Annotated in this window: 21 protein-coding genes; 15 read left to right on the forward strand and 6 right to left on the reverse strand. The window is 58.1% G+C overall.

Annotated features, from left to right (window positions below):
- Window positions 1-4: 4 nt before the first annotated feature.
- The 3 genes from J3362_RS02810 to epmB all read right to left on the reverse strand — a co-directional run bounded on the left by J3362_RS02810 (window position 5) and on the right by epmB (window position 5,266).
- Window positions 5-2,089, reverse strand: coding sequence for an EAL domain-containing response regulator (locus J3362_RS02810; RefSeq protein ID WP_349518036.1), 2,085 nt, complete (start codon window positions 2,087-2,089; stop codon window positions 5-7).
- Between the two features lie 108 nt (window positions 2,090-2,197).
- Entirely contained in the window at window positions 2,198-4,003 is a 1,806-nt protein-coding gene (locus J3362_RS02815) for a cyclic-di-GMP receptor FimW-related protein (RefSeq protein ID WP_349518037.1), read from the reverse strand.
- A gap of 222 nt (window positions 4,004-4,225) precedes the next feature.
- The gene (epmB, locus tag J3362_RS02820) at window positions 4,226-5,266 is read right to left on the reverse strand and encodes an EF-P beta-lysylation protein EpmB (protein ID WP_349518038.1); all 1,041 of its coding nucleotides are present in this window, start codon (window positions 5,264-5,266) and stop codon (window positions 4,226-4,228) included.
- Between the two features lie 45 nt (window positions 5,267-5,311).
- Between epmB and efp the strand changes: the two genes are divergently transcribed.
- Both efp and epmA read left to right on the forward strand, forming a co-directional pair.
- Window positions 5,312-5,887 (forward strand): elongation factor P, encoded by a 576-nt coding sequence (efp, locus tag J3362_RS02825; protein ID WP_008174112.1) that lies wholly within the window; start codon window positions 5,312-5,314, stop codon window positions 5,885-5,887.
- A 7-nt stretch (window positions 5,888-5,894) separates the two neighbouring features.
- A complete protein-coding gene (gene epmA / locus J3362_RS02830; protein ID WP_349518039.1) occupies window positions 5,895-6,863 on the forward strand; it encodes an EF-P lysine aminoacylase EpmA in 969 nt (322 codons plus the stop codon).
- Between the two features lie 15 nt (window positions 6,864-6,878).
- Here epmA and asd read toward each other — a convergent pair whose 3' ends face one another.
- The gene (gene asd, locus J3362_RS02835; protein ID WP_349518040.1) at window positions 6,879-7,733 is read right to left on the reverse strand and encodes an archaetidylserine decarboxylase; all 855 of its coding nucleotides are present in this window, start codon (window positions 7,731-7,733) and stop codon (window positions 6,879-6,881) included.
- 174 nt (window positions 7,734-7,907) lie between these two features.
- Here asd and motA point away from each other — a divergent pair, with 174 nt between their 5' ends.
- Window positions 7,908-8,759, forward strand: coding sequence for a flagellar motor stator protein MotA (motA, locus tag J3362_RS02840; protein ID WP_008174118.1), 852 nt, complete (start codon window positions 7,908-7,910; stop codon window positions 8,757-8,759).
- 31 nt (window positions 8,760-8,790) lie between these two features.
- On the forward strand, window positions 8,791-9,750 hold the full coding sequence (gene motB, locus J3362_RS02845; protein WP_349518041.1) for a flagellar motor protein MotB: 960 nt from the start codon (window positions 8,791-8,793) through the stop codon (window positions 9,748-9,750).
- 15 nt (window positions 9,751-9,765) lie between these two features.
- Here motB and rsgA read toward each other — a convergent pair whose 3' ends face one another.
- A complete protein-coding gene (rsgA, locus tag J3362_RS02850) occupies window positions 9,766-10,821 on the reverse strand; it encodes a small ribosomal subunit biogenesis GTPase RsgA (protein WP_349518042.1) in 1,056 nt (351 codons plus the stop codon).
- Between the two features lie 281 nt (window positions 10,822-11,102).
- On the opposite strand from rsgA, the gene orn reads away from it, so the two are divergent.
- Window positions 11,103-11,645: an oligoribonuclease gene (orn, locus tag J3362_RS02855; RefSeq protein WP_349518043.1), complete on the forward strand. Its 543-nt coding sequence runs from the start codon at window positions 11,103-11,105 to the stop codon at window positions 11,643-11,645.
- Here orn and queG read toward each other — a convergent pair.
- Window positions 11,640-12,719 (reverse strand): tRNA epoxyqueuosine(34) reductase QueG, encoded by a 1,080-nt coding sequence (gene queG, locus J3362_RS02860; RefSeq protein ID WP_349518044.1) that lies wholly within the window; start codon window positions 12,717-12,719, stop codon window positions 11,640-11,642. The genes orn and queG overlap by 6 nt on opposite strands.
- A 147-nt stretch (window positions 12,720-12,866) precedes the next feature.
- On the opposite strand from queG, the gene J3362_RS02865 reads away from it, so the two are divergent.
- The 10 genes from J3362_RS02865 (at window position 12,867) to J3362_RS02910 (ending at window position 24,482) form a co-directional block, all read left to right on the forward strand.
- Entirely contained in the window at window positions 12,867-14,420 is a 1,554-nt protein-coding gene (locus tag J3362_RS02865) for an NAD(P)H-hydrate dehydratase (RefSeq protein WP_349518045.1), read from the forward strand.
- Window positions 14,417-14,914 carry a tRNA (adenosine(37)-N6)-threonylcarbamoyltransferase complex ATPase subunit type 1 TsaE gene (gene tsaE, locus J3362_RS02870; protein WP_349518046.1) on the forward strand — a complete coding sequence of 166 codons (498 nt, stop codon included), beginning with the start codon at window positions 14,417-14,419 and terminating at the stop codon, window positions 14,912-14,914. The genes J3362_RS02865 and tsaE overlap by 4 nt, the downstream gene beginning before the upstream one ends.
- 38 nt (window positions 14,915-14,952) lie before the next feature.
- A complete protein-coding gene (locus tag J3362_RS02875; protein WP_349518047.1) occupies window positions 14,953-16,311 on the forward strand; it encodes an N-acetylmuramoyl-L-alanine amidase in 1,359 nt (452 codons plus the stop codon).
- Window positions 16,312-16,331: 20 nt separating this feature from the next.
- Window positions 16,332-18,242, forward strand: a complete 1,911-nt coding sequence (gene mutL, locus J3362_RS02880; protein WP_349518048.1) for a DNA mismatch repair endonuclease MutL — start codon at window positions 16,332-16,334, stop codon at window positions 18,240-18,242.
- 28 nt (window positions 18,243-18,270) lie between these two features.
- Window positions 18,271-19,275 (forward strand): tRNA (adenosine(37)-N6)-dimethylallyltransferase MiaA, encoded by a 1,005-nt coding sequence (gene miaA / locus J3362_RS02885; protein ID WP_502882415.1) that lies wholly within the window; start codon window positions 18,271-18,273, stop codon window positions 19,273-19,275.
- 33 nt (window positions 19,276-19,308) lie between these two features.
- On the forward strand, window positions 19,309-19,560 hold the full coding sequence (gene hfq, locus J3362_RS02890) for an RNA chaperone Hfq (protein WP_008170056.1): 252 nt from the start codon (window positions 19,309-19,311) through the stop codon (window positions 19,558-19,560).
- Window positions 19,561-19,678: 118 nt separating this feature from the next.
- On the forward strand, window positions 19,679-20,977 hold the full coding sequence (gene hflX / locus J3362_RS02895) for a ribosome rescue GTPase HflX (protein ID WP_008170060.1): 1,299 nt from the start codon (window positions 19,679-19,681) through the stop codon (window positions 20,975-20,977).
- Between the two features lie 83 nt (window positions 20,978-21,060).
- Window positions 21,061-22,248, forward strand: coding sequence for an FtsH protease activity modulator HflK (gene hflK / locus J3362_RS02900; protein ID WP_349518049.1), 1,188 nt, complete (start codon window positions 21,061-21,063; stop codon window positions 22,246-22,248).
- Between the two features lie 2 nt (window positions 22,249-22,250).
- A complete protein-coding gene (hflC, locus tag J3362_RS02905; RefSeq protein ID WP_349518050.1) occupies window positions 22,251-23,126 on the forward strand; it encodes a protease modulator HflC in 876 nt (291 codons plus the stop codon).
- Between the two features lie 174 nt (window positions 23,127-23,300).
- On the forward strand, window positions 23,301-24,482 hold the full coding sequence (locus J3362_RS02910; RefSeq protein WP_349518051.1) for an ATP phosphoribosyltransferase regulatory subunit: 1,182 nt from the start codon (window positions 23,301-23,303) through the stop codon (window positions 24,480-24,482).
- Window positions 24,483-24,537: the final 55 nt, after the last annotated feature.

The following is a 24,537-nucleotide window of genomic DNA, read 5'->3' on the forward strand; positions in this document are numbered from 1 at the left end:
AGGCTCAGTTGTCGCCGAAGTCGTAGTTCATCTCAGGTACTGGTGCCTGCAGGTAGTAGCCCTGAATATAGTTCACGCCAGCCTGCCAGAGGGTGGCGAGAACGCCTGCATTCTCCACCAGCGGGATGATGGTGAGCTTGCCACTTGACTGCAGGCTCTTCACCATTTCCTTGACCTGTTCTTTAGCCTCGTCGCTCTTCTGGATTTCTTCCGTGAAGGAGCCATCGATCTTCACATAGTCCGTATCGATGTGTTTCAGGGTGTTGAACGGATTGAGGGCGCAGCCGAACTGGGCGATGGATACCTTGCAGTGAAGCTCGTGAACCGCTTTGGTGAAGTCTTTCGCCTGCTTCATGTAATTGTTGGCATCGCCCTCCCGGATCTGGAAGATCAGAGAATCGCCTGGAAGCCGTGCGGCTTTAAGAGCAACGCTCAGCCATGGTGTGAAGGTTTTATCTTGCAGGGTTTCGGCCGTCACATTGAGGAACAGGCGTGTATCATGGCCCCGTGAGCGATGGCTGGAAAGCTGTTTGATGGTCTGCAGAATGACCCAGCGGTCAATCTTGATCGCGGTGTCGCTCGGACCTGTCGGCGGCAGGAAGTCATAGGGTGAGACTTCCTCATCGTCCTTGTTGAGCATGCGCACGAACGCCTCGTAATGTTCCTCGCCTTCGCCACGCAGGTTGATGATCGGCTGGAACAGCAGCCGGAAGCGGTTTTCTTCCAGAGCTTTCTGAATCGCTTCTACCGAATTGCTTTGATCCAGAGCCTCGAAGTCGGCGGGGTTGTAGACCACCACACCGTTGCCCTCAGCATGACCTTCGAGCTTGCGCACTTCCGCCGATGCCGTGTGCGCCCTGGCCATGAGTTCCTCGGCCTTCGGCGAATTCTCGGTAATCGCGGCGACACCGATGCTCACGGTCAGCTGGACCGTGCGGCCATTGATATCAAACAGGTGGTCCTCAACCGCCTTGCGGATTCGCTCGGCGTGTCCTGCCATGGTCGATTCATCGCAGGGCTGGCTCAGCAGACTGAAGGCATCATCGCTCAATCGGGCCAGGGCAAGGTCGTCACCGACCTGCTCCTTGAGCAGGTTTGCCAGATCGCCAAGCAGCAGGTCTGCGCCGGAAATGCCCACCTGGCCTTTCATGCTCATGAAATTATCCAGGGCGATGTAGGCGAGTGCACCGGTCTCATTCTTCTTGCCGGCGTTGGCAATTGCTTCAGCGAGCGCATCCATCAGGTACTGACGATTATACAGCCCGGTCAGAAGGTCTTGGCTGCTGATCTGGCGCAGCTTTTCTTCGAGCTCTGCATCGCTGTGCTCCGGCTGCAGAACGATCTGCGTGCATTCCTCACCGTCGTAGGTGGCGGCCGAGACCGACATGGTCACGTTAAGTTCGTGGTCGTCACTGCGTCGAGCCGTGCAATTCATTGTCATGCCGTCTTCGCCCTTTTCGGCAAACGACTTCATGAACTCCTTGTACTTCTCCTGGCTTTCCGGGGTGAGGGTGTCCAGCACCGGAACGCAGATGAGATCGTCGATGTCATCGTACCCGAGAAACTCCATGTATGACTGGTTGGCGTAGATGTGCATGCCATCATTGATGTAGGCAATCGCATCCATGGAGCTTTCCAGTAGCAACTGGCACCGCTGTTCCGCTTCCCGCAGATGGGACTCCAGAACACGGCGCCGGCGACGTTCGTCAAGAGCTGCCAGCTCACGATTGACCTTCAGAACAATAAGATCGGTGTGCTCGAACGACACCGTATCCTGAGCGCCTGCCTTCATCATTCCCACTGTGCGCTCCCGGCTTTCTTCTTCCGTCAGGAGGATGAACGGAATGTCCTTGTCCATCCGACGGATCATGGCGAGGGCGTCGTCGGCCGAAAATTCCTGCTCCAGGTCGCGGGCCAGAAGGAGGTCCCAGTTTCCGGCCTTGAGCGTTTCTTCCAGATCTTCTTCCGAGGTGATTCTGTGGGCTCGGGTAGCCTTGCCGGAGTTGCGGAGCAGGCTTACCAGCGATTCGGCATCGTTTTGCGATGGGTCTAGAATCAGCAGGTGTACGGTCGCGTTCTTTTTCTGCATTCGAAGGGGATCTCGTGATACACGGTTCATTCACTAACGCTGAATGATGCAGGGGTTGCCGATCAATAACAACCCTCTGCCGGGTTCCGGTGTCTCAGTTTGGAGACCTTACAGAGATGGCCAAAGCGAGTCGAATTCGTCCTCGCTGGCTCCGGACGTTGCAGGCGGCGCGCCAGCATTCAGCGTTGCCGCGTTCTGCAGCTTGAGTTCGAACTGGCTGATGCTGCCAGTGGAGGACACCTTGCGAGACAACTGACCCTGGTCTTCCCGGCCATCATGGAGCAGGGAAATGCGGCTCCCCGACTGGAATGGCAGGCGAGGCGTGATCAGTGTGGCTGACTGGTTGACCACGCTGATTTCCGGTAACAGCAGGCCGCGCAGGTATTCACTACTGTTGCCCACTTTCTGGATAAGGCGCACACCGCAGGGTGAAGCGCTCGGTGCGAGCAGTTCAATGCCCACCTGGGTGCCCTGGTTCTTGATCTGGCGAATCCAGCGCACCACAGCCACGCTCCAGGGATGGGAGCTTTGCTCACGAACGCCCAGAACCTCGCCGGCCTGCAATGACGGAGGCACATTGCTTTCCCACGCTACGCAGTAGCCACCAGGGCTGGTGTTGATCAGTAGGGAGTGGTGCGACTTTGGCCGGTTCCGGTCGGTCGACGGGGCCTGGGAGTTGCCGTAGGAACCCTTGAAGTTGATCGGCGTGTCGCCGGCGTGAAGCCGTTCGTCGCTGGGGCTGGCGTCGTGGGCGCCTGACCAGGCGTCCTGCTTCTGGCGCGAAGACCGTACGAACAGGTTTTCTTCCTCATGATGGCCGTTGTCGTTGCCATTCACGAATTCCGTAAAGGTTTTCTCTCCGGCAATGAAGTAGTGCGCGGCTGTGAGGCCCACGCAGACTTCAAGGGACCCCTGACTCGCGATGCGGTTGAAGTTCCGCTTCGCGAGAATGCCGAGGGCCTGGCTGAGGTGGGTGAGCAGGGTGTCGCTTACCTTTGCCGGCACCCGAAGTTCGTGATCGGTTTCTTTGTGCTCGCGGCGGGCATGGAGCGTCTCCGAAAGCATCGCTGAGAGATCGCGGGTATCAAAGCCGAAGCTGTCGTCACCTGGCTTCTGTTCGAGAAGGCTGCGGTAAACCGGCGGGTTGTCCCGTTCCATATTGATTACAAACAGGCTGTCGTCCTCAATATCCGGGCCGCATCGGGTATGGTCAGTCCAAGATTCGAAGAGTTCATAAACGTGCAGAAGCTCAGCCTGTCGCAGCTGATTCGGGCGCGCACAGCCCAGCAGGAGGATACGCTTGTAGCTGTCGGCGACCGAGCTGGTGCGACGATGCTGAAGTGTGTCGTCCTCCACCTGAACCACTGAGAGCTTGTTGCGGTGCGCAAACCGGAATAGACGGTGACACTCCAGCCAGCTCTGGGCAGGGCTCGGGCAGTATAGTTGGTGCGATCTCAGAATGGTTGCCGACAGCTCGGAAATGGCCCGGTGCGCGGCTGTGGCAATCTGGCGGCGATTCTTGTCCAGTCCCCCGTTGTCAATAAACTCCAGAACGCACAGCTTGTAGCCGCCGGCCAGGTGTAACTGAAGCGCCTGGGACAGATTTGCGATCTTCCTTTGCTTTTCGGGCAGCGCCACGGCAAGGCCGAGGTAATGGCGGGAGAGCTCATTACAGACAAAATGAATCTTTTCCCGGATCAATTCCAGAAACTGCATGCGTTGCTGGGGCGCCAGGAAAAGGTGATTCAGTTCGATAATGGCGTGGTAAAGCTGTCGTGACACTTCGCCGATATTGGCCATCGGCAATTGGTCTATCCAGACCCGGAACGCCTTGGGCGTTGTGTCACAGAACGACAGGCTGGCCGTTTTCTGTTCGGGAACGCGGAGATCAGGTTTCAGGGTCTTACCTTCCATGAATGCATGCCAATGTCTGGACCACAGGTGGTATTCCGGGGTTGGCCCTGCCTGGCTGGCGGTTACCGAGTGTCCGCCGGCCTGTCAGGAAAACGCCGTAAATACATGTTTTTATCGTTAACGGTACTGGACTTTAAAGTAGCAAACCAGTCGTAAAAAGCGAGAAGATCATGAGTTGACAATCTTTGACAAGTGAATTTGGGCCGTTTTTTGCGAAACCGGTCACGGGAACAGGTTGATGGGGGTCTTGCTTTCCTTGCCGGGCTCTTCTCTGACCAGCTTCGGCACCAGAAAACCGGGCAGGCGCTCCAGCAGCTCACGCACCAGGTGTCGGGCCTCATCATCGGGCACGTCGAAATGGTGGGCGCCTGTCACCGGGTCAAATGCGTGCAGGTAATAGGGCAGGACGCCCGCATCAAACAGGGTCTCGCTCAACTCTTCAAGCACCGCCGTCCGATCATTTACACCCCTGAGGATCACGCTCTGGTTCAGGAGCGTTGCGCCTGCGGCCCGCAGGTATCCAAGCGCACGGCGAGTGGGGCCGTCGATCTCTGCCGGGTGATTGATGTGCAGGACAATCACTACCTGGAGCGGAGTCCTCGACAGCCACTTTAGTAACTCATCGCAAACCCTCTGGGGAATCACAACTGGCAAACGGGTATGCAGGCGCAGCCGGCGGATGTGGGGGATGGCGCTGATAGCGTTTGCCCACTGGCTTAGCAAGCGATCATTGACGGCCAGGGGGTCGCCGCCGCTGAAGATGACTTCGTTGATTTCCGGGCTGGCGGCGAGAGTGTCAATTACCTGCTGCCGGTCGTGAGGGTTCAGGCGCTGTTCCTCGTAGGGAAAGTGCCTGCGGAAGCAGTACCGGCAGTTGATCGCGCACTGTCCGGTCACCATGAGCAGGGCCCGGCTGCGGTACTTTCGGATAAGCCCGGTGGTGGCAATGGCGCCCGACTCTTCCAATGGATCACTGACAAAACCTGGCGCGTGGCCGGCTTCGTCCACCAGGGGAAGCACCTGCCTGAGCAAAGGGTCGGCCGGGTTGCCCTTTTCCATGCGGGCGAGGAACGGTTCGGGTACCCGGATCTTAAAAAGCCGGTGACCTTGTTGTGCCCCTGACAGCCATGGCTCCTCGGGTAATTCCAGGCGCCGGAGCAGCTCTTCCGGCGATGTCACAGACTCCGACAGCAATTGCTGCCAGCTGCGATGCTCATGGTCGGAAAGGTGGGCTTCTATACGGGCGGGGGTTCGCTGTATCATGGCGCCTTTCGAATTCTAAACAGCATTTTGTCAGGTGGACATTTCATGGCTTCATATTCTACCAACGAATTTCGCGGCGGTCTTAAGGTTTTGCTGGATGGCGACCCCTGCATCATTCTCGAGAACGAGTTCGTCAAACCCGGTAAGGGTCAGGCCTTCAACCGCGTAAGGCTGCGTAACCTCATGACCAACCGGGTCTGGGAACGCACGTTCAAGTCCGGCGAAAGTCTGGAAGCTGCGGATGTCATTGATCAGGATATGGAATACCTCTATACCGACGGTGAGTTCTGGCACTTCATGCTGACTGACGGTTCCTTCGAGCAGTACCCGGCCGATGCCAAAGCGGTTGGCGATGCGCTGAAGTGGCTGAAAGAGCAGGACGTTTACACGGTTACCCTCTACAACGGCTCGCCGCTGTCTGTAACGCCCCCCAATTTCGTTGAACTGGAGGTGGTTGATACCGATCCGGGCATGAAAGGCGATACCGCCCAGGGTGGCTCAAAACCTGCGACTCTCTCAACCGGCGCGGTGGTCAACGTACCGCTGTTTATCACTATCGGTGAAGTCCTGAAAGTTGATACCCGCTCTGGCGAGTACGTGAGCCGGGTAAAGAGCAGTTGATCCGGTCATGACTCGCGAACCTGTCTGGCAGCCCTCTGCCTCGCAGGCTGCCCTGAAAAGCCGCGCACAACAACTGGCGTTTGTGCGCGGCTTTTTTGCGAAGCGAGGGGTGCTGGAAGTCGAGACGCCGGTGCTTGGGGGATGTGGCGTTACCGATGTCAATCTTGACGGCATCTCCGCGCAGGTTTCTGCCGGCACACGCACAGGCGGGTGGCTCCAGACGTCTCCCGAGTACCACATGAAGCGCTTGCTTGCGGCCGGCTGTGGATCCATTTTTCAGATCTCCAGAGTGTTCCGCAATGGCGAACAGGGGCGTCGTCACAACCCCGAATTCTCCATGCTCGAATGGTATCGGACAGGATTTGATGATGTGACGCTCATGGCTGAGGTGTCGGACCTTGTATGTGGCTGGCTGGGCTGCGAGCGCCCGGAAATCACTCAGTATCGCGATGCACTCAGGCGATGGGCGGATATAGACCCGTTCGCAGCGACTGACCGTGAACTGATGCGCCGCTGCGAGGAGTGGCTGGAGCCAGAGCAATTGGCTGATCTTGGTCGGGATGGCTGCCTCGATCTGCTGATGAGTTTTGCCGTGGAGCCACATCTTGGCCGGGATAAGCCCATGTTCATAACCGGCTATCCTGCGTCGCAGGCATCACTGGCCAGGGTTTCACGGTCAGATGGTTATGAAACGGCGCACCGTTTCGAGCTTTATATTGATGGCCTCGAGCTTTGTAACGGTTACTGGGAATTGACCGATCCGAGAGAACAGAGGTTGCGCTTTGAGGCCGATAACGAGCTGCGCAGGCGATCCGGAAAGCCTGAAATGGCGTTGGATGAGGCTTTTCTCGCCGCGCTTGATCAGGGCTTGCCCGAGTGCTCCGGTGTCGCGCTCGGGCTGGACAGACTGCTGATGATCAAGCTAGGGTTTCAGGACATTTGTGAGGTCTTGGCGTTTCCGTTCGAGCGGGCTTGAGCCTGCCGAGCGTGATCACGCCAGGGCGCCGAACGCCTCACCCATGCGAACGGTTTTGCCGGCCACCTGATCGCTGTTCCAACTGACGGAGCCTTTTGGCATAACCATAATGACCGTGGAACCCAGGCGGAACCTGCCCATTTCTTCTCCCTTCTCGAAGCTGATGGCCTGTTCGCCTTCGTACCGTGTTGATGTGACCTGCCGACTGCCGGGCACAACAACGCCTGCCCAGCGGGTTTCCACGCTGCCCACAATCATGGCGCCAACCAGCACCAGGGCCATGGGACCGGAATCGGTGTCGAAGATGCAGGCAACCCGCTCATTGCGGGCGAACAGATTCGGGACATTTTCGGCCGTTACCGGGTTGACCGAAAAAAGCTTGCCGGGAACATGGATCATCTGTCGAAGCGTGCCCGCTATCGGCATGTGGATCCGGTGATAGTCTTTGGGTGAGAGGTAGATTGTAGAAAACTCGCCATCGGCAAACGGGGCTGTGGTCGCCTCTTCGCCACCGAGCAGCTCGCTCATGCTGAACGACTGGCCCTTGGCCTGGAAAACCCGGTCGCCAGTGACCTGACCGAGCTGGCTGATGGCGCCGTCAACGGGGCTGACCAGGGTTTTTTCGCCGTCCGCCAGGGGCCGGATGCCAGGCTTCAGCTCCCGGGTGAAGAAATCGTTGAACGTGGCGTAGGCTTCAGGGTTCGGCTCGGCGGCTTCGCTCATGTCAACGCCATAGCGGCCGATAAACCATTTGATAACCCGGTTCTTGAGCGCGGGGGAGCGGTCATTGTCCGCCAGACGGCCGGCCAGGTTGGAAACCCCCAGTTGCGGCGTGATGTACTGGCTAAGAACAAAAAGCTTGTCGAACATTAGATGTGATCCTTTGCGCTCAAAGGCGCGAAGTTTACCAAAGACTGCTACCTGTATAGAAATTGTTTCATGGCTTCGCGGTTATGACGCGGCCTTGCTATTATCGTGTCACCTTTTGCGTGACAGCTTCCGGCTCCGGCCGATAACCAAGACAATAGGGCGTGCGTAGATTCTATGTTACTGATCGTCGGTTCGATTATTGTTCTGGCCAGCGTATTGACTGGCTATGTTCTCCACGGCGGCAATCTGATGGTGCTCTGGCAGCCAACCGAAGTGTTAATCATTTTCGGGGCGGCTCTGGGATCGTTCATCATTGCTAACCCCGTGCATACGCTCAAAGAAGTCTTTGGTAAGGGGGTCCAGTTACTGACAGGCTCACCCTATAAAAAGGCTTTCTACATGGATCTGCTGAGTCTGCTTTACGAGATCTTCGATAAATCCCGTAAACAAGGCGTCATGGCGATCGAGGAGGACATCGATAATCCCGAGGCAAGCCAGATTTTCAGTCGGTACCCAGCCGTCATGAAGTCCAAAGAACTGCTAGCGTTCATCACGGACTATCTCCGGATCATCAGCTCCGGAAATATGGCGACCCACGAGCTGGAAGGCATGATGGAAAATGAGATCGACAGTCGTCAGCACGAGCTTGAGGAGCCTGCTCACGCAGTCAACAAAATCGCCGATGCGCTGCCGGGGCTCGGTATCGTCGCTGCGGTGCTGGGTATCGTAATTACCATGAACTTTCTCACGGAAGGGCCGGAAAAGATCGGTCTCAGTGTGGCTGCAGCACTGGTGGGTACCTTTCTGGGTATTTTCATGGGGTATGGTTTTGTGGGCCCTGCTTCTATTGCTATGGAGCACGCTGCGAAGTATGAACTGAAGGCTTACGAGTGCGTCAAATCAGCGATTGTGGCGACCGTTTCCGGGCAAGCGCCCCAAATGGCCATTGAGTTTGGCCGCAAGGCGTTGCCCACGGATAAGCGCCCTGGATTCCAGGAGCTTAATGATCACGTTCGTTCCAAGTAATACCGCCCTCATCTGAACCCGGAGCCGATTCGTGGAAGAGCAGCCGATCATCATCAAACGGAAAAAGGTTGTTGCAGGTGGCCATCACGGTGGCTCCTGGAAGGTCGCGTTTGCCGATTTCGCCACCGCCATGATGGCTTTCTTTCTGGTTCTCTGGTTGACCGCTACGGCATCGCCGGAGCAAAAAAAAGCGGTTGAGGGTTACTTCCGGGATCCCGTTGGCTTTACCGAGGGTGGTTCTCCAAACCCTGTGGACCTCGAGGGCAGCGCTTCTGTGGTCAACGAGGCAAGCCCGGATATCGAATCGAGCCAAATCCAGATCGAGGATCAGGTGGTGGATGAGCTGTCCGAAACCCTGGAGCAGCGGCGGATGGAAGAGCTGTTTCAGGAGTTGAAAGATCGTATCGAGCAGAACCAGACCTTGCAGGAGTTCAAGGACCAGCTGCTGATTGACATCACCGACGAAGGTTTGCGAATCCAGATCGTCGACCGCTCGGGCCGCCCCATGTTCGACAGCGGGCGGGCAGAGCTGAAGTACTACTCTCAGGATATCCTGTTCGAATTGGCGAAAACCCTTGGCTCTGTGAACAACAAGCTCAGCATTACCGGGCACACCGACTCCACGCCGTTCAGCGGCCGGCCCGGCTACACCAACTGGGAATTGTCGGCAGATCGGGCAAATACCGCCCGAAGAGCCCTGGTTGCAGGGGGGGTTCGTCAGCAGCAGATTGCCCGCGTGGTTGGCCTGAGCGATTCCGTACTGTTCGACAAGGAAGACCCGAACGCGCCGGTGAATCGCCGTATCTCCATTATCGTTCTCAACAAGAAAACCGTCGACAACATCCAGAGTAGCGCTGGCCAGTCAGATGAACCCTTGATTGATCTGACCCAGCCGACCGAGGCGGAGCAGGAAGCGGCCCGTGAGCGTCTGGAAAGCGGGGAATGGTTGCAGGAAAAAGAAGAGCCGGCACCTGGCGAACTCAACTGGTAAGGCCGTTCAGGTCCGTCAGTCCAGCTTCAGCCCTCGGGCCTGCTGCTCCGTCATATCCTGAAGGATCCGGTGAAAGCTTTTCAGCCGCTCCGGGCTGATTTTCCCTTCCTCTGCAGCTTTGTCGATGGCGCAACCGGGGTCACCCATGTGCCGGCAGTTGCGGAACTTGCAGGTGCCGATCACCTCCCGGATTTCCCGGAAGCCATACTCGATCTCCTGCGCTGTCATATGCCAGAGCCCGAATTCACGTATCCCCGGCGAGTCAATCAAATCGCCGCCGAGCGGCAGGTGGAACAGTTTAGCCGTGGTTGTCGTGTGAATCCCCTTGCCGGTGCTCTCCGACACAGCCCCCACGCGAATGGCCTCATCGGGCATCAGGGTCTGGATAATGGATGACTTGCCCACCCCGGATTGCCCTACGAATACGCTGGTCTGATCCTTCACCAGTGCCTCAACCTCTGGCGAAGGTCTATCACCGGACTCAGCGGCAGACGTTCGAACCACCTCATAGCCGAGGGCCTCATACCGCCCCAGAAGCGCGTCGATACTTTCCCGGTTGCTGTCGGTGATCAGATCCGTCTTGTTTAACAAAATCACCGCCGGAATATCCGTGATCTCGGAGGCCACCAGATACCGGTCAATCAGGTTATCGTGGGGCTCCGGCTCCGGCGCGATCACCAGAATAATGTGATCGATATTGGCTGCGACCGGCTTCAGAGCGCCAAAATTATCCGGCCGCTGCAGCAGGTTGCGACGCTCACTCCGGGCGACAATTACCCCGGTTTCATTCTTACCCGGGCGCCAGACAACCTTGTCACCGGTCACCAGGCTATCGATGTTGGCCCGAACAAAGCAGCGAACCACAGCGCCTTCCTGATCGCCCTCAAGCGCTTCGACATCCAGTTGTTGCCCGTAGTGAGCAATGACCAACCCTTCCTGCTCCGGGCCGAGCTCGCCGGCGTCGGCTTGCTCCTGAACCTTCTTCTCCTTGCGCGCCGCCCGGGCCGCCCGCTCTTCCTGGACTTTCTTGATACGGAATTGCTGCTGTTTGTTCAGTCGCCGTTTTGCCATGAATGTAGCTGATGCCAGATTTGGTGTGCGTGAGGTGTTACATCATACGTTAATCGTCCACAATACAAAGACAAATCAAACCGGCGCAATCCCGATAGTAATGGCCGGAAGTGGCGTCGATTTTGTATATCTCTTTATTTGCACGCGGGCGTGGGGATGTCATTCCGGGAATGTCGGCGGCCATGGATGGCCGACGCCAAGCGCACAGGGATGTGCTCGTAGCGTTTCCCGGAATGACATCCCCGCGGCCGCAAACTCAAATCTAGAAGGCTAGGAAAACAATGGCAGAAACCAATCGCCTCGTATGGATCGATCTGGAAATGACAGGCCTGGATCCGGAAAAAGAACGGATCATCGAAATGGCCACAATTGTCACCGATTCAGAGCTCAATATAGTCGCGGAAGGACCGGTTATCGCCGTCCATCAGCCACAATCCTTTCTGGACTCCATGGACGAATGGTGTACCCGTACCCATGGTGAAAGCGGACTCACCAAGCGCGTTCAGGGAAGCGATATTTCCGAGGCTGAAGCCGAACAGCAGACCATCGAATTCCTGAAAAAACACGTAGAAAAGGGCCAGTCACCCCTGTGCGGCAACAGCATTGGCCAGGATCGCCGGTTCCTCGTCAAATACATGCCCGAACTGGAAGACTTCTTCCATTACCGGAATCTCGATGTATCCACGGTAAAAGAACTTGCCCGCCGCTGGCGCCCGGATGTCCTCGCCGGCGTAAAAAAGAAAGGTAGCCACCTCGCACTCGACGACATCCGGGACTCCATAAACGAACTGCGCCATTACCGAGAGCAGTTCTTCAAGCTATAGGCCATGCTGCTTCAGCGCCCACTGGACGTGCTCGCGGACCATCTCGGAAGGGTGGTCCGCCCGCTTTTTCAGGGCTTCAATCACCGGGATGGTTGACGGCGCGTTGCCCAGCCCGACCGCCAGGTTGCGCAGCCAGCCCTCGTACCCTGTTCGCCGAATCGCAGAGCCCTCGGTGCGTTTCAGGAACTGCTCCTCGGTCCAGAGAAAGAGTTCTGCCAGGGAGCTGTTGTCCAGCCCGTGCCTCGGTTGAAAGTCCTTTTCGCTGGTCGGTTTGCTGAACTTCTGCCATGGACACACCAGCTGGCAGTCATCGCAACCGAAAACCCGGTTGCCCATTAGCGGTCGCAGCTCCTCTGGGATACTCCCTTTCAGCTCGATGGTGAGATAGCTGATGCAACGTCGGGCATCAAGCTTGTGCGAGCCAACAAAGGCGTCCGTCGGGCAAAGGTCGAGGCAGGCCGAACAGCTGCCGCAATGATCCGTTTCAAAGGGTTCATCAATCGGCAGGGGAGCGCTGGTAAAGATTTCTCCGAGGAAAAAGAACGAGCCGGCCTTTGGGTGAATCAGCATATTGTTCTTGCCGATCCAGCCGAGTCCCGCTCTCTGCGCCAGTGCACGTTCCAGCACCGGAGCGCTGTCTACAAAAGCCCGGTAATCGTATCCGCTAACGGCCTCATCAATCTTCGCTGCCAGCTGCGCAAGACGCTTGCGGATCAGTTTGTGGTAATCCCGACCCAGCGCATAACGCGTGACATAAGCACCCTCCCGGTTAGTAAGCGCTTCTTTCGGGCTGTCTGGTGAGGGCAAATAGTCCATTCTCACGGAAATAACCCGCGTGGTGCCTGGTACCAGCGAGGTGGGCGTATAGCGCTTGTCCCCGTGGTGGGCCATGTAATCCATTTCGCCCTGATAACCTGCCGCAAGCCAGTCCTTCAGATGGTCGGCGTGCTCGCCCGTGTCCGCCTTGGTAATGCCCACATCGGCAAACCCGAATTCAGCTGCCCACTGGCGGATGAGCGACGGCAGATCCGCAAGTTCCGGGTGTGTCGTGGTCCAGGTTGATGTGGTGCTCATAGTGACTGCCGATGCTGGAGTTCGCTGCTGAACCCGTGTACGGATATTTAATCTGATTAAGTTATGACCTTTTCTACTGTTTTGCTATGCTTTACAGGTATCTGGCCAATTTTCTTAAACCGGTTTCTGTAACGGGAGCAAAGGTTCATGCCGCCGTCCGCTGGGCACAGTCTACCAGACGCACTGTTTTCCGCCGATGCGGTCAGGCAGATCGATCGCTATGTGATTGATCAGCAAGGTGTTGATGGTTTTGAGCTGATGCAGTCCGCCGCCCACGCCGCTTTTCGATGCCTGGTACGGCACTGGCCAAACTGCGGCTCTGTGCTGGTCCTGTGCGGTGCGGGTAACAACGGCGGTGACGGTTATCTGGTCGCCGCAAGTGCGAAAAGGCACGGTCTGGACGTCAGCTGTGTCGCGGTTGCGCCAACCGGCAAATTGTCCGGCGACGCCCGTAAAGCCTGGCAAAAGGCCCTGGCGGACGGTGTAGATGTTCTTGACCTCGAGGCTCTCGGCGAGTCATCGCTGGACGATCTGTTTGCCAGCGCGGGCCTGATTGTTGATGCCATGCTCGGTACTGGCGTGTCCGGTGCCCCCCGGGAACCGTTTGCGACTCTGATAAGCCGGTGTAACAGCGCTTCAGCGCCAGTCCTTGCGGTGGATCTGCCCTCCGGGCTTAATGCGACCACTGGAGCGGCCGAGGGGGATGTGGTCAATGCGGCCAGGACAGTGACTTTTATCGGGCTCAAGGCTGGCCTGTTCACGGGGCAAGGTGCAGCAGTGTGCGGCGAGGTGGTTTTCGAATCTCTGGATACCGACGGGGGTATCGCCGGTAGTGGCCAGAAGCCTATAGCCCGCCGTCGTGACTGGGGTTCTGTGATGCCCTGGCTACCGCCCCGGCCTGCCAACGCTCACAAGGGAAGATTCGGGCATGTGCTGGTTGTTGCGGGTGATCGCGGGTTCGGCGGGGCCGGTCTTCTGGCGGCAGAGGCTGCGGCGCGATCGGGTGCCGGGCTCGTCTCGTTGGCGACCCGCCCTGAGCACGTGACGGCGGCCCTGGCAAGGTGTCCATCCGTCATGGTTCATGGCCTGATCCATGGCTCCGAGTTGCCGACGCTGCTTGATGCTGCCTCGGTTGTCGTGTGTGGCCCGGGGATCGGGCGAAGCGCCTGGGGCCAGCAGATGCTCGAGCAGGTGATTGCCAGCGGCAAGCCGAGGGTTCTGGACGCGGATGCGTTGAATCTGTTGTCTGGTCGGGTAGCCATGCCAGCGGATAATCACATCCTGACACCTCATCCGGGCGAAGCGGCCAGGCTGCTGAACTGCCTGGTGCCTGAAGTTGAGGCAGACAGGATGGCCGCCGCCAGAAAGCTGCAGGCGCTGTATGGCGGCACGGTGCTTTTGAAAGGCGCGGGCACGATTGTCGCTTCTGAAGGCGGCGCCCTTGATGTTATCAGTGGCAGCAACCCTGGTATGGCCACTGGCGGAATGGGTGACGTGCTCTCGGGCATCATCGGGGCGATTCTGGGACAGATTGGTGATGGACAGAAAGCCGCCGTGTTAGGAGCCTCGGCGCACCTCGCTGCGGCGGATAGGGCTGCAGAAGTCAATGGGTTTATCGGATTGATACCCACCGATGTAATCGATGCGCTGCCGTTGGTGTTTCGGGAATCTGAAAGGAGTCCGGGAGCGGAATCTTCATGAGCATAATGGGCAACGAGCGCCGGGTTTTCCTGGAAGGCGAGGCGGAAACCGAGCATCTCGGTCGGGAGCTGGCCAGAACCGTCGTGGAGTCTGGCCATGGCCTGGTTGTTTATCTGGATGGTGAGCTCGGCATGGGGAAAACCACTATCAGTCGGGGCGTCATGCGCGGGCTGGGTCATGAGGGGGCCGTAAAGAGCCCGACCTATACCCTGGTAGAGCCCTACGAGACTCTGAATCCACCGACATACCATTTTGATCTTTATCGCCTGGGCGACGCCGAAGAACTGGAATACATGGGCATCCGCGATTATTTCTCCGCAGAAAACCTGTGCCTGATCGAGTGGCCCGAGAGAGGCAAGGGCATATTGCCCGAGCCGGACCTGGAGGTTCATCTCGAAACTCGGGGGGAGGGGCGCTCTGTGATCCTCAGGGCCCGCTCAGAGCTGGGCGCCAGGGTGCTGAACGAACTGGAGTTGATTGGTCCGGCGTCATAGCGAGCCCGGAACCGGGAATAAACTGGCAGGTAAGCTTTATGAATTGTGCAAAGCTGAGTAAACAACTGGTCTGGCCGATTGCGCTATTGCTTGCGACATTGGCGTTTCACGGTTCGGCGGCGACGCAGGTCGAGAGTGCCCGTATCTGGCCCGCGCCCGACCATACCCGGCTGGTTCTGGACACTGGCGGGCAGGTGGAGCACAACATTTTCTCCCTGAGCAGCCCGGCGCGGCTGGTGATCGATCTCAAGAATGCCAACCTGAAGACCGATTTTTCCGGTTTGGACCTTTCCGGCAGTCCGATCAAGCGAATCCGCAGTGCGCCCAGGAACGGCAGCGATTTGCGCGTCGTTCTGGATCTGAAGGCTGACATCAAACCGCGGAGTTTTCAGCTTGAGCCGAATCAGCAGTATGGCCACAGACTGGTGGTCGACCTGATTGATGAAAGCGGTAGCCGGCTGGAAAAGGCGACCACGCCCACCGTGACCCAGGATTCATCCGGCAAGCGGGACGTTATTGTGGTCATTGATGCCGGGCACGGCGGGGAAGATCCGGGAGCTATTGGTCCGCGGGGAACCCGTGAAAAGGATGTGGTTCTGAAAATGGCGAAAACCCTGGCCAACCTCATCAATGATCGGCCGGGTTATACCGCCAAGCTGACCAGAACCGGGGACTACTACATTGGCCTTCGCAATCGCACGATTCTGGCCAGGAAATACAGCGCTGACCTGTTCGTCTCGGTCCATGCCGACGCCTTCCGTACACCACAGCCCAAAGGTGCCTCGGTCTTCGCCCTTTCCCAACGCGGCGCCACCAGTGAAACCGCCCGTTGGCTGGCCAACAGTGAGAACCGGTCGGATCTGATCGGCGGTGCCGGCGGGCTGTCCCTCGATGGCCGTGACGACATGCTTGCCGGTGTTCTGCTGGACCTCTCCATGACGGCCAGTATCAACGCCAGTCTAGGGGTTGGCAGTTCGGTCCTGGGCAAATTGGGCGGCGTGGCGAAGTTGCACAAGCCTGGCGTTGAGCAGGCCGCTTTTGCGGTTCTGAAATCACCGGATATTCCCTCCATCCTAGTGGAAGCGGGCTTTATATCGAATCCCCAGGAAGAGAAAAACCTGGCCACTGAGTGGTATCGCAACAAGCTGGCCGGCGCGATCATGAAAGGCATTGATGACTACTTCCAGAAAACGCCGCCGCCTGGAACCCTGCTGGCGTGGCAAAAACAGAATCGCCAGGGTGGAAACAGCATCAGCCACTACCGGATACAGCGCGGAGACACGCTATCCGGCGTGGCCCGGAAGAATCAGACGACCGTCAGTGAGCTGATGCAGTTTAACGACCTTCGGGACGACCGTGTTATGGTAGGGCAAACCATTCGTATTCCCGCGTCCTGATCAAGAGGTTTTTCTGTAACATGCCCCCCATTCGATTGCTGTCACCGCGGCTCGCGAACCAGATTGCCGCGGGTGAGGTGGTTGAGCGCCCCGCGTCTGTCGTCAAAGAACTGGTTGAAAATGCCCTGGATGCCGGCGCCAACCGCGTCGATGTTGAGGTGGAGCAGGGCGGCGTCAAGCTGATTCGAGTTCGGGATGACGGCAGTGGTATTGAGGAAGACGATCTTCCCCTGGCGCTTAGCCGCCATGCGACCAGCAAAATTGCCAGTCTGGACGATCTGGAAGCCGTGGCGTCCCTGGGTTTCCGGGGAGAAGCGCTTGCCAGTATCAGCTCTGTCTCCCGGCTTACCCTGACCTCAAGGACCGAGTCCCAGGAAGCGGCCTCTCGGGTCGAGGTCGAGGGCCGGGAAATGGACGCGAGAATTTCGCCGGCAGCGCATCCGGTCGGCACGACCGTTGAAGTGCGCGACCTGTTTTTTAATACCCCGGCTCGCCGCAAATTCCTGCGCACTGAAAAGACAGAATTCAATCACGTCGAAGAATGTGTGCGGCGCCAGGCGCTGAGCCGTTTCGATGCCGGCTTCACGTTGCGCCATAACCAGCGCGTCGTGCAAAGCCTCAGGCCAGCGGAATCGGCCCTCGATCGCGAGCGTCGGATTGGATCCCTTTGCGGCCAGCAGTTTATCGATAACGCCGTGGTTATTGATGCGGAGGCCACCGGGCTGCGGCTCTGGGGTTGGGTCGCTCTTCCCACGTTTTCGCGCAGCCAGGCCGATCTTCAGTATTTCTTCGTTAACGGCCGCGTTATCCGTGACCGACTGGTGGCTCATGCCGTGCGCCAGGCCTATCGGGACGTACTCTACAATAATAGGCATCCGGCGTTTGTATTGTATCTGGAAGTCGACCCCGCCACCGTCGATGTAAACGTCCACCCGACCAAGCACGAAGTCCGGTTTCGGGATGGTCGGCTGGTTCACGACTTCATCTTCAGAACCCTGCACAAGGCGCTGGCCGATGTCCGGCCGGACGATCATTTCCGCGGCGCGGTGGCGCAGTCCTTTGGTCGCGAAGCAGCCACGCAGGGTCAGGAAGCCGTTCCGGCCACCGGTGCCTCTGCAGAGGCGGGCTGGAACGGCCAGCCATCGGTACCCAGCTATGGTTACCCCGGCGGCCCAGGCGCCGGCTTTGGCGGACAGTCGCAGCCGCAACAGGAGTGGCGCGCCAGCGATCAGATGGCCTTTTATCAGTCCCTGAATGCCGGTGGCGGAAGCGACGGGCAGCAGGCCATGTCCGCAAGCGTTCACGCCGCAACGCCAATGCCAACACCGCCTGCAGACAGTGACCAGGAGCCGCCGCTCGGATATGCCATCGCCCAGCTGCACGGGATCTATATTCTTGCCCAGGGTCGTGCGGGGCTCATTGTTGTGGACATGCACGCGGCCCACGAACGCATTACCTATGAGCGAATGAAGCGGGCGCTTGCCGAGCAGGACCTGAAAAGCCAGCCATTGCTGGTGCCGCTGTCGCTGGCGGTCAGCCAGAAAGAAGCAGCGCTGACCGAGAGTCACGGTGAAGAACTGCAGAAACTCGGTCTCCAGATTGAGCGGATTGGTCCGGAAACCCTCGCCGTGCGGCAGGTGCCCGCGCTTCTGCGTGGTGCTGACACAGAACAGCTGGTGCGTGACGTTCTGGCGGATCTGATAGAGCACGGCCAGAGTGACCGCGTTGAGGCGGTGACGCATGAGCTGCTCGGAACCATGGCATGCCATGGTTCCGTGCGTGCCAACCGGCAGTTGACCATTCCCGAGATGAATTCCCTGCTCAGGGACATGGAGGCGACCGAGCGCAGTGGCCAGTGCAACCATGGCCGGCCGACATGGACCCTGGTGACCATGTCTGAGCTGGACAAGTTGTTTCTCCGGGGGCGCTGAGGTGTCACTGCCTCCTGCCATCTTTCTGATGGGTCCCACGGCTTCCGGTAAGACAGACCTGGCCATGGCGCTCTGCGACCACCTGCCTTGCGACATCATCAGCGTGGATTCCGCAATGATCTATCGGGGTATGGATATCGGAACTGCGAAACCGACTGCCGCAGAGCTCGCGCGGTCGCCCCATAGGCTGATTGATATCTGCGATCCGGCAGAAACGTACTCCGCTGCGGATTTCCGTCGGGACGCGCTGGCCGCGATGGCCGAAGTAACGGCCGCAGGCAGGATCCCGCTTCTCGTCGGCGGCACCATGATGTATTTCAAAGCGCTGCTTCATGGAATGTCCGGTCTGCCATCGGCCAGCCCCGCCGTGCGACGGGCGCTGGAGCAGGAGGCTGAGGAGCGGGGTTGGGAGGCTTTGCATGAAGAGCTGCGGGTCAGTGATCCGGTGGCAGCCGAGCGGATTCATCCGAACAACCGGCAGCGTCTGATGCGGGCCCTGGAGGTATTGCGCCTTACCGGCAAGCCGATTTCGGAGTTCTGGCGAGCCGATCCGGGTGACTGTGAGCAAACGACGGAAGTGACGCAGGATGGCGACATTGAGGATTACACCTATTTCACTCGCTGGCAGGCAGACGAAACATCTTTGCTTCCGTATACTGTAATTCAAATTGCCATGACGCCGCCTGAGCGGCGGGTGCTTCATGAGCGGATTCGCCTGCGGTTTCTGAAGATGCTGGAGGCAGGCTTCGTTGATGAAGTTCGGGCACTGATGATCCGGGACGACCTGCACCCTGATCTCCCTTCCATGCGTTGTGTCGGATATCGCCAGGCCTGGAGTTACTTGTCCGGGGAAGACGACTACGAGACATTTGTCAGCAAGGGAGTGGCAGCAACACGCCAATTGGCGAAACGGCAGTTGACCTGGTTGCGCAAGTGGTCAGATGTTGACTGGCTGGACAGCGACGACAAACATATCGCTGAGGCAGCCTTGAAAAAAATCCGACTTCGCACCACATTTAATTTTGACAAATGACGATCTGCATTTACTAAAAACAGGAGAAAACACATGTCAAAAGGGCATTCGTTACAAGACCCTTACCTTAATGCATTACGCAAGGAACGCATTCCGGTTTCCATCTTTCTGGTCAACGGTATCAAGCTTCAGGGCCAGATCGAGTCTTTCGACCAGTTCGTGATTTTGCTGAAAAATACTGTCAGCCAGATGGTCTACAAGCACGCTATTTCCACTGTGGTTCCTGCCCGTAATGTTCGCATTCCGCAGCAGGCTCCGGGAGGAGAGGGCGAGTCTGAAGACTGATTCATCCCTTTCCCGATCTTGCCACCCGCGTTCCAGAGGATCCCGTCACGGGGTCTTGTGGCCGCGGGTGTTTGTTTTTATGACCCTCATCATTTGCTTACCCCGGAGTTGATGCCAATTGTTTGAACGTCCTGATGTCGGTGAGCGCGCGGTCCTCGTCCACATCGATTTTACTGCCCACGATGGCACCGAAGACCCCGGTGAGTTCCGGGAGCTGGTCACCTCTGCCGGTGTTGAGCCTGTCTCGACCGTTACCGGGTCCCGCAAGCAGCCCAGCCCGAGATTTTTCGTTGGCGAGGGCAAGCTGGAAGAAATTCGTGATGCAGTAGCGGCGAACGAAGCGGATGTGGTGTTGTTCAACCATGCCCTGAGCCCACGCCAGGAGCGCAACATTGAGCACGAGCTCAAGTGCCGTGTGCTGGACCGCACCGGTGTGATTCTTGATATCTTCGCTCAGCGGGCACGGACTCACGAAGGTAAGCTTCAGGTAGAGTTGGCGCAGCTCGAGCATATGTCCACGCGACTGGTTCGGGGCTGGACCCACCTTGAGCGACAGAAAGGTGGTATCGGGCTGCGCGGGCCTGGTGAAACCCAGCTGGAAACCGACCGCCGGCTCTTGCGGGAGCGCATCAAGTCTATCCACAAACGTCTGGAAAAGGTTCGTCGCCAGCGCAACCAGGGCCGCAGGGCCCGTCAGCGGGCTGACATCCCCACCGTATCGCTGGTTGGATATACCAATGCCGGTAAATCCACTTTATTCAACCGTATTACCACTTCCTCCGTATATGCTGCAGACCAGCTGTTCGCCACGCTGGATCCGACGTTGCGGCGGCTGGAACTTCCGGATGTCGGGCCGGTCGTAATGGCCGACACCGTGGGCTTCATCCGGCATCTGCCGCACAAGCTGGTTGAGGCGTTCCGGGCGACGCTTGAGGAAACAACACAGGCGACGCTGCTGCTTCACATCATCGACAGCCATGACCCGCGCCGCGAGGAGAACATTGAGCAGGTTGAGGAAGTGCTTGCGGAGATCGGGGCGGACGATATTCCCATGCTGCAGGTGTTCAACAAGATTGATCTGCTCGAAAATTTCACGCCTCGGGTTGAGCGCAACGAAGAGGGTATCCCGGTGAGAGCGTGGGTTTCCGCGGTTACTGGCGAAGGCCTGGACGGGTTGTTCGATGCGATCGTGGAGCGGGTGGCCGAAGATGTCGTTCACCATTTCGTCCTGCTGGGTCCCGCGGACGGCAAATTGCGGGCACTGTTGCATGAAGCAGGATCGGTGATCAGCGAGGAATATCGCGATACCGGCGACACGGTGGTTGAGGTGCGCCTGCAGAACCGGGATTGGCATCAGCTGCTGAGCCGCGCCGGTGTGAATGAAAAGTCAGTCAGGCTGGACGTGGGTCACGCCTGAAACCGCAGCGGCTATTGCCGGGGCGGAGATAAATCCCTAGTATTTGCAGCCATTCTATTTATAAGTCAGTAACGGAGAGCACTATGGCCTGGAACGAACCGGGTGGAAACCGTAACGACAATGACCCCTGGGGTACCGGTGGTGGTCGACGCGGCAATGATCAGGGGCCGCCAGACCTCGATGAGGCGCTGAAAAAAGGTCTCGACAAGCTCAACAAGATGCTGGGCGGCAAGGGTGGCAAGTCCGGCGGCAGCGGTGGCAGTAGCGGCGGCAGCGCCGGTGGTTTTGGTGCGATTCTCGCACTGGCAGCCATACTGGTGGTCGGCTATGTCATCTTCCAGTCCTTCTATACCGTGGACGAACAGGAGCGGGCGGTGGTTCTCCGTTTCGGTGAATACCACCAGACCGAGAATCCTGGCCTGAGATTCAAGGTGCCACTGATCGATAGCGTCACCAAGGTCCGCGTGACTAACGTGCGTACCGCTGAGTCCAGTGGCCAGATGCTGACCCAGGACGAAAACCTGGTAACGGTTGACCTTCAGGTTCAGTACCGCGTTGGCGACGCTGAAGCCTACGTGCTGAATGTGCGTGACTCCAACCAGGCACTGGCCTTTGCAACGGATAGTGCGATCCGTCACGAGGTCGGTAGCTCGACACTCGACGACGTACTGACCGAAGGTCGTGCAGAACTGGCCGTGCGGGTCGAGCAGAGGCTCCAGATGTTCCTGCGGGAATACGGCACTGGCCTGGAGTTGGTGCGGGTTAACGTTGAAAGCACCCAGCCACCGCCAGCGGTCCAGGATGCCTTCCGTGAGGTCCAGAGGGCCCGTGAGGACGAACAGCGGGTGAAGGAGGAAGCTGAGACCTACCGCAACCGGATCGTTCCGGAGGCTCGTGGTGAGGCCCAGCGTATGATCGAAGAAGCCAACGCCTACAAGGAAGAGGTGATCGAGCGGGCACGTGGTGAGACCTCGCGTTTCCTCGAGCTACTGGCCGTCTATCAGATGTCTCCGACAGTCACGCGCGAGCGCTTGTATTTGCAAACGGTCGAGCAGGTCCTGGCCAACAGCAGCAAGATCCTCGTGGATACAGAGAGCAGTGGCAACATGATGTACCTGCCGCTTGATCGACTGACCCAGGGCTCGCTGCCGCGTACCGGTGGATCATCCTCCGGCAACAACCAGGGCAACGTGGACATCCAGACCCTGACTGATCAGGTTCTTCAGGAACTGCGAAGCAGGCAGGATACTACCGTTCGGAGGAGCAGATAATTATGGGACCTAAAGGTGTAGTGGGCCTTGCAGGCGCCCTGATCGTTGTCCTGCTGGTGCTTTCCAGTGTGTACATCATTCCGGAAACCCATCGGGGCGTTTTGCTCCGGTTCGGTGAACTGGTAGAGACCGATATCCAGGCGGGTATCCATTTCAAGGTTCCGGTCATCGACCAGGTTCGTGAATTCGACATCCGGGTTCTCACCATGGATCTGCCCTCAAGGCAGTATCTGACCGTGGAGAAAAAACCGCTGGATGTGGATTCGTATATTGCCTGGAAGATCCGTGATGTGGACCAGTTCTACCGGGCGACCGGCGGTGACGAGTTCCGCGCTCAGTCCCTGCTGTCCTCCCGTGTTGATAACGGCCTGCGGGACGAGTTCGGTATACGGACCATGGTCGAAGTCGTCTCTGGCCAGCGGGATGAGCTGATGCACACCCTGCGGGATCGCGTAAACCAGACCGCCCAGAATGAATTCGGTATCGAGGTTCTGGACATCCGTGTCAAGGCCATCGAATTCCCGGGCCAGGTAAGCGAAAACGTTTACCGTAGGATGGCGACCGAGCGTGAGAAACTGGCTCAGGAATTCCGTTCACGGGGTCGCGAGTTGGCCGAGGGTATTCGTGCCGATGCGGATCGTCAGAGAACCGTTATTTTGGCTGAAGCTTTCGCCCAGTCAGAAGAGACCCGGGGTGAAGGTGACGGTCAGGCGGCCAGAATATACGCCGATGCCTATGGCTCCGACGCGGATTTCTACAGCTTCTACCGAAGCCTGCAGGCTTACCGCAATACCTTCATGAGCAAGGATGACATCATGGTGATCGATTCCAACAGCGCGTTCATGAAGTTCCTGAACGATCCGCAGGGTGCCCGTTAACCCTGCACGTTGAGACCAAAAACCGGAATACCTCTGTATTCCGGTTTTTTTGTGCCCGGCAACCGTGTAAAATTCTGCCGGTTTTGTGTCGGGCTTTTACCGAGTGCCGCCTTAAATCCTTTGTGATCCCCCAGCCGACTGTGCCGGAGCGGATATAACGGACAACGGAATCTCATGACAGTATCTGATCGCTGGTTACTGCCAGACGGGGTAGAGGACATTCTTCCCCCACTGGCCGGACGGATCGAATCCCTGCGCCGGGATGTAATGGATACCTGCCAGCGCTGGGGCTACCAGCTGGTAATTCCACCGCTTATTGAATATCTCGAATCCCTGTTTACCGGAACCGGAAACGATCTTGAGCTTCAGACTTTCAAGCTCACCGATCAGTTGACCGGGCGGATGATGGGTGTTCGAGCCGATATGACGCCTCAGGCGGCGCGCATTGATGCCCATACCCTTGGCCAGGAAGGGATCACCCGTCTTTGCTATGCCGGGCACGTACTTCACACCCGCCCAAGGCACATGCTGACAGGTCGAACACCCATTCAGGCCGGCTGCGAACTTTTTGGCAGTGGCTCCGAAGCCGCGGATATGGAAGTGATCAGCCTGATGCTGGAAACCCTCAGGGTAGCCGGCTTGCCCCGTATCCACCTGGATCTGGCCCATGTTGCCATTTATGAGAGTCTGATCGGCGAGGCGGATTTTGATCGGGATACGGAGAGCGCAATTTTTGACGCTATGGCACGTAAATCGGTGCCGGAGCTTGATCAACTGCTCGGTCAATGCCCGTCAAGCTCTGCCGGCGCTCGTTTGCGTGAGCTTGCCCGGGTCAGTGGTGGCCCGGAAGCCCTGAAAGAGGCCCGCCGGATCCTGCAGGGAGCGTCTGAAAGCCTGGACGCGGCACTCGACCAGCTTGGGCGGGTGTCTGACATGCTGGGACGGGATTATCCGGAAATTAGCTTCGGATTCGATTTCTGTGAGCTTCGTGGCTACAACTACCACACGGGCCTGGTGTTTGCGGCCTATGTGCCGGGCCATGGCGATTCCGTGGCCAAGGGTGGCCGTTACGATGCCATCGGAAGTGACTTTGGCCGGGCCCGCCCGGCGACGGGGTTCAGTCTTGATATTCGCTCGCTCGTCTCTCTTGGCGAGCGCGTGACTCGCAGTGCCGGCGCTGTCTGGGCGCCGGCGGATGATGATCCTGCCCTGGAAGGCGTGATCTCCGGTCTGAGAATGACGGAAACCGTTGTTCGTGCCCTTCCCGAAGACGAGGGCGTTAACCCTGCCGCCAGAGGCTGTGACCGTGAGCTGGTCAAACAGGGTGGCCAATGGGTCGTGCAGAAGCTGGGCTGATGCCCCCGGGGCCTCGGTGAATTCATTTACAGGTAAACTTGCGAAACGCCTGTCC

The organism is Marinobacter sp. NFXS11 (assembly GCF_040148675.1).
Taxonomy (GTDB): Bacteria; Pseudomonadota; Gammaproteobacteria; order Pseudomonadales; family Oleiphilaceae; genus Marinobacter.

Coding starts and splice junctions, on each gene's coding strand:
- orn (WP_349518043.1), top strand. CDS start 11,103: ATGGCAGAAACCAATCGCCTCGTATGGATCGATCTGGAAATGACAGGC.
- mutL (WP_349518048.1), top strand. CDS start 16,332: ATGCCCCCCATTCGATTGCTGTCACCGCGGCTCGCGAACCAGATTGCC.
- tsaE (WP_349518046.1), top strand. CDS start 14,417: ATGAGCATAATGGGCAACGAGCGCCGGGTTTTCCTGGAAGGCGAGGCG.
- queG (WP_349518044.1), bottom strand. CDS start 12,719: ATGAGCACCACATCAACCTGGACCACGACACACCCGGAACTTGCGGAT.
- J3362_RS02865 (WP_349518045.1), top strand. CDS start 12,867: ATGCCGCCGTCCGCTGGGCACAGTCTACCAGACGCACTGTTTTCCGCC.
- asd (WP_349518040.1), bottom strand. CDS start 7,733: ATGTTCGACAAGCTTTTTGTTCTTAGCCAGTACATCACGCCGCAACTG.
- J3362_RS02810 (WP_349518036.1), bottom strand. CDS start 2,089: ATGCAGAAAAAGAACGCGACCGTACACCTGCTGATTCTAGACCCATCG.
- rsgA (WP_349518042.1), bottom strand. CDS start 10,821: ATGGCAAAACGGCGACTGAACAAACAGCAGCAATTCCGTATCAAGAAA.
- hfq (WP_008170056.1), top strand. CDS start 19,309: ATGTCAAAAGGGCATTCGTTACAAGACCCTTACCTTAATGCATTACGC.
- miaA (WP_502882415.1), top strand. CDS start 18,271: ATGGGTCCCACGGCTTCCGGTAAGACAGACCTGGCCATGGCGCTCTGC.
- efp (WP_008174112.1), top strand. CDS start 5,312: ATGGCTTCATATTCTACCAACGAATTTCGCGGCGGTCTTAAGGTTTTG.
- motA (WP_008174118.1), top strand. CDS start 7,908: ATGTTACTGATCGTCGGTTCGATTATTGTTCTGGCCAGCGTATTGACT.
- epmA (WP_349518039.1), top strand. CDS start 5,895: ATGACTCGCGAACCTGTCTGGCAGCCCTCTGCCTCGCAGGCTGCCCTG.
- hflC (WP_349518050.1), top strand. CDS start 22,251: ATGGGACCTAAAGGTGTAGTGGGCCTTGCAGGCGCCCTGATCGTTGTC.
- J3362_RS02815 (WP_349518037.1), bottom strand. CDS start 4,003: ATGGAAGGTAAGACCCTGAAACCTGATCTCCGCGTTCCCGAACAGAAA.
- hflK (WP_349518049.1), top strand. CDS start 21,061: ATGGCCTGGAACGAACCGGGTGGAAACCGTAACGACAATGACCCCTGG.
- epmB (WP_349518038.1), bottom strand. CDS start 5,266: ATGATACAGCGAACCCCCGCCCGTATAGAAGCCCACCTTTCCGACCAT.
- J3362_RS02910 (WP_349518051.1), top strand. CDS start 23,301: ATGACAGTATCTGATCGCTGGTTACTGCCAGACGGGGTAGAGGACATT.
- J3362_RS02875 (WP_349518047.1), top strand. CDS start 14,953: ATGAATTGTGCAAAGCTGAGTAAACAACTGGTCTGGCCGATTGCGCTA.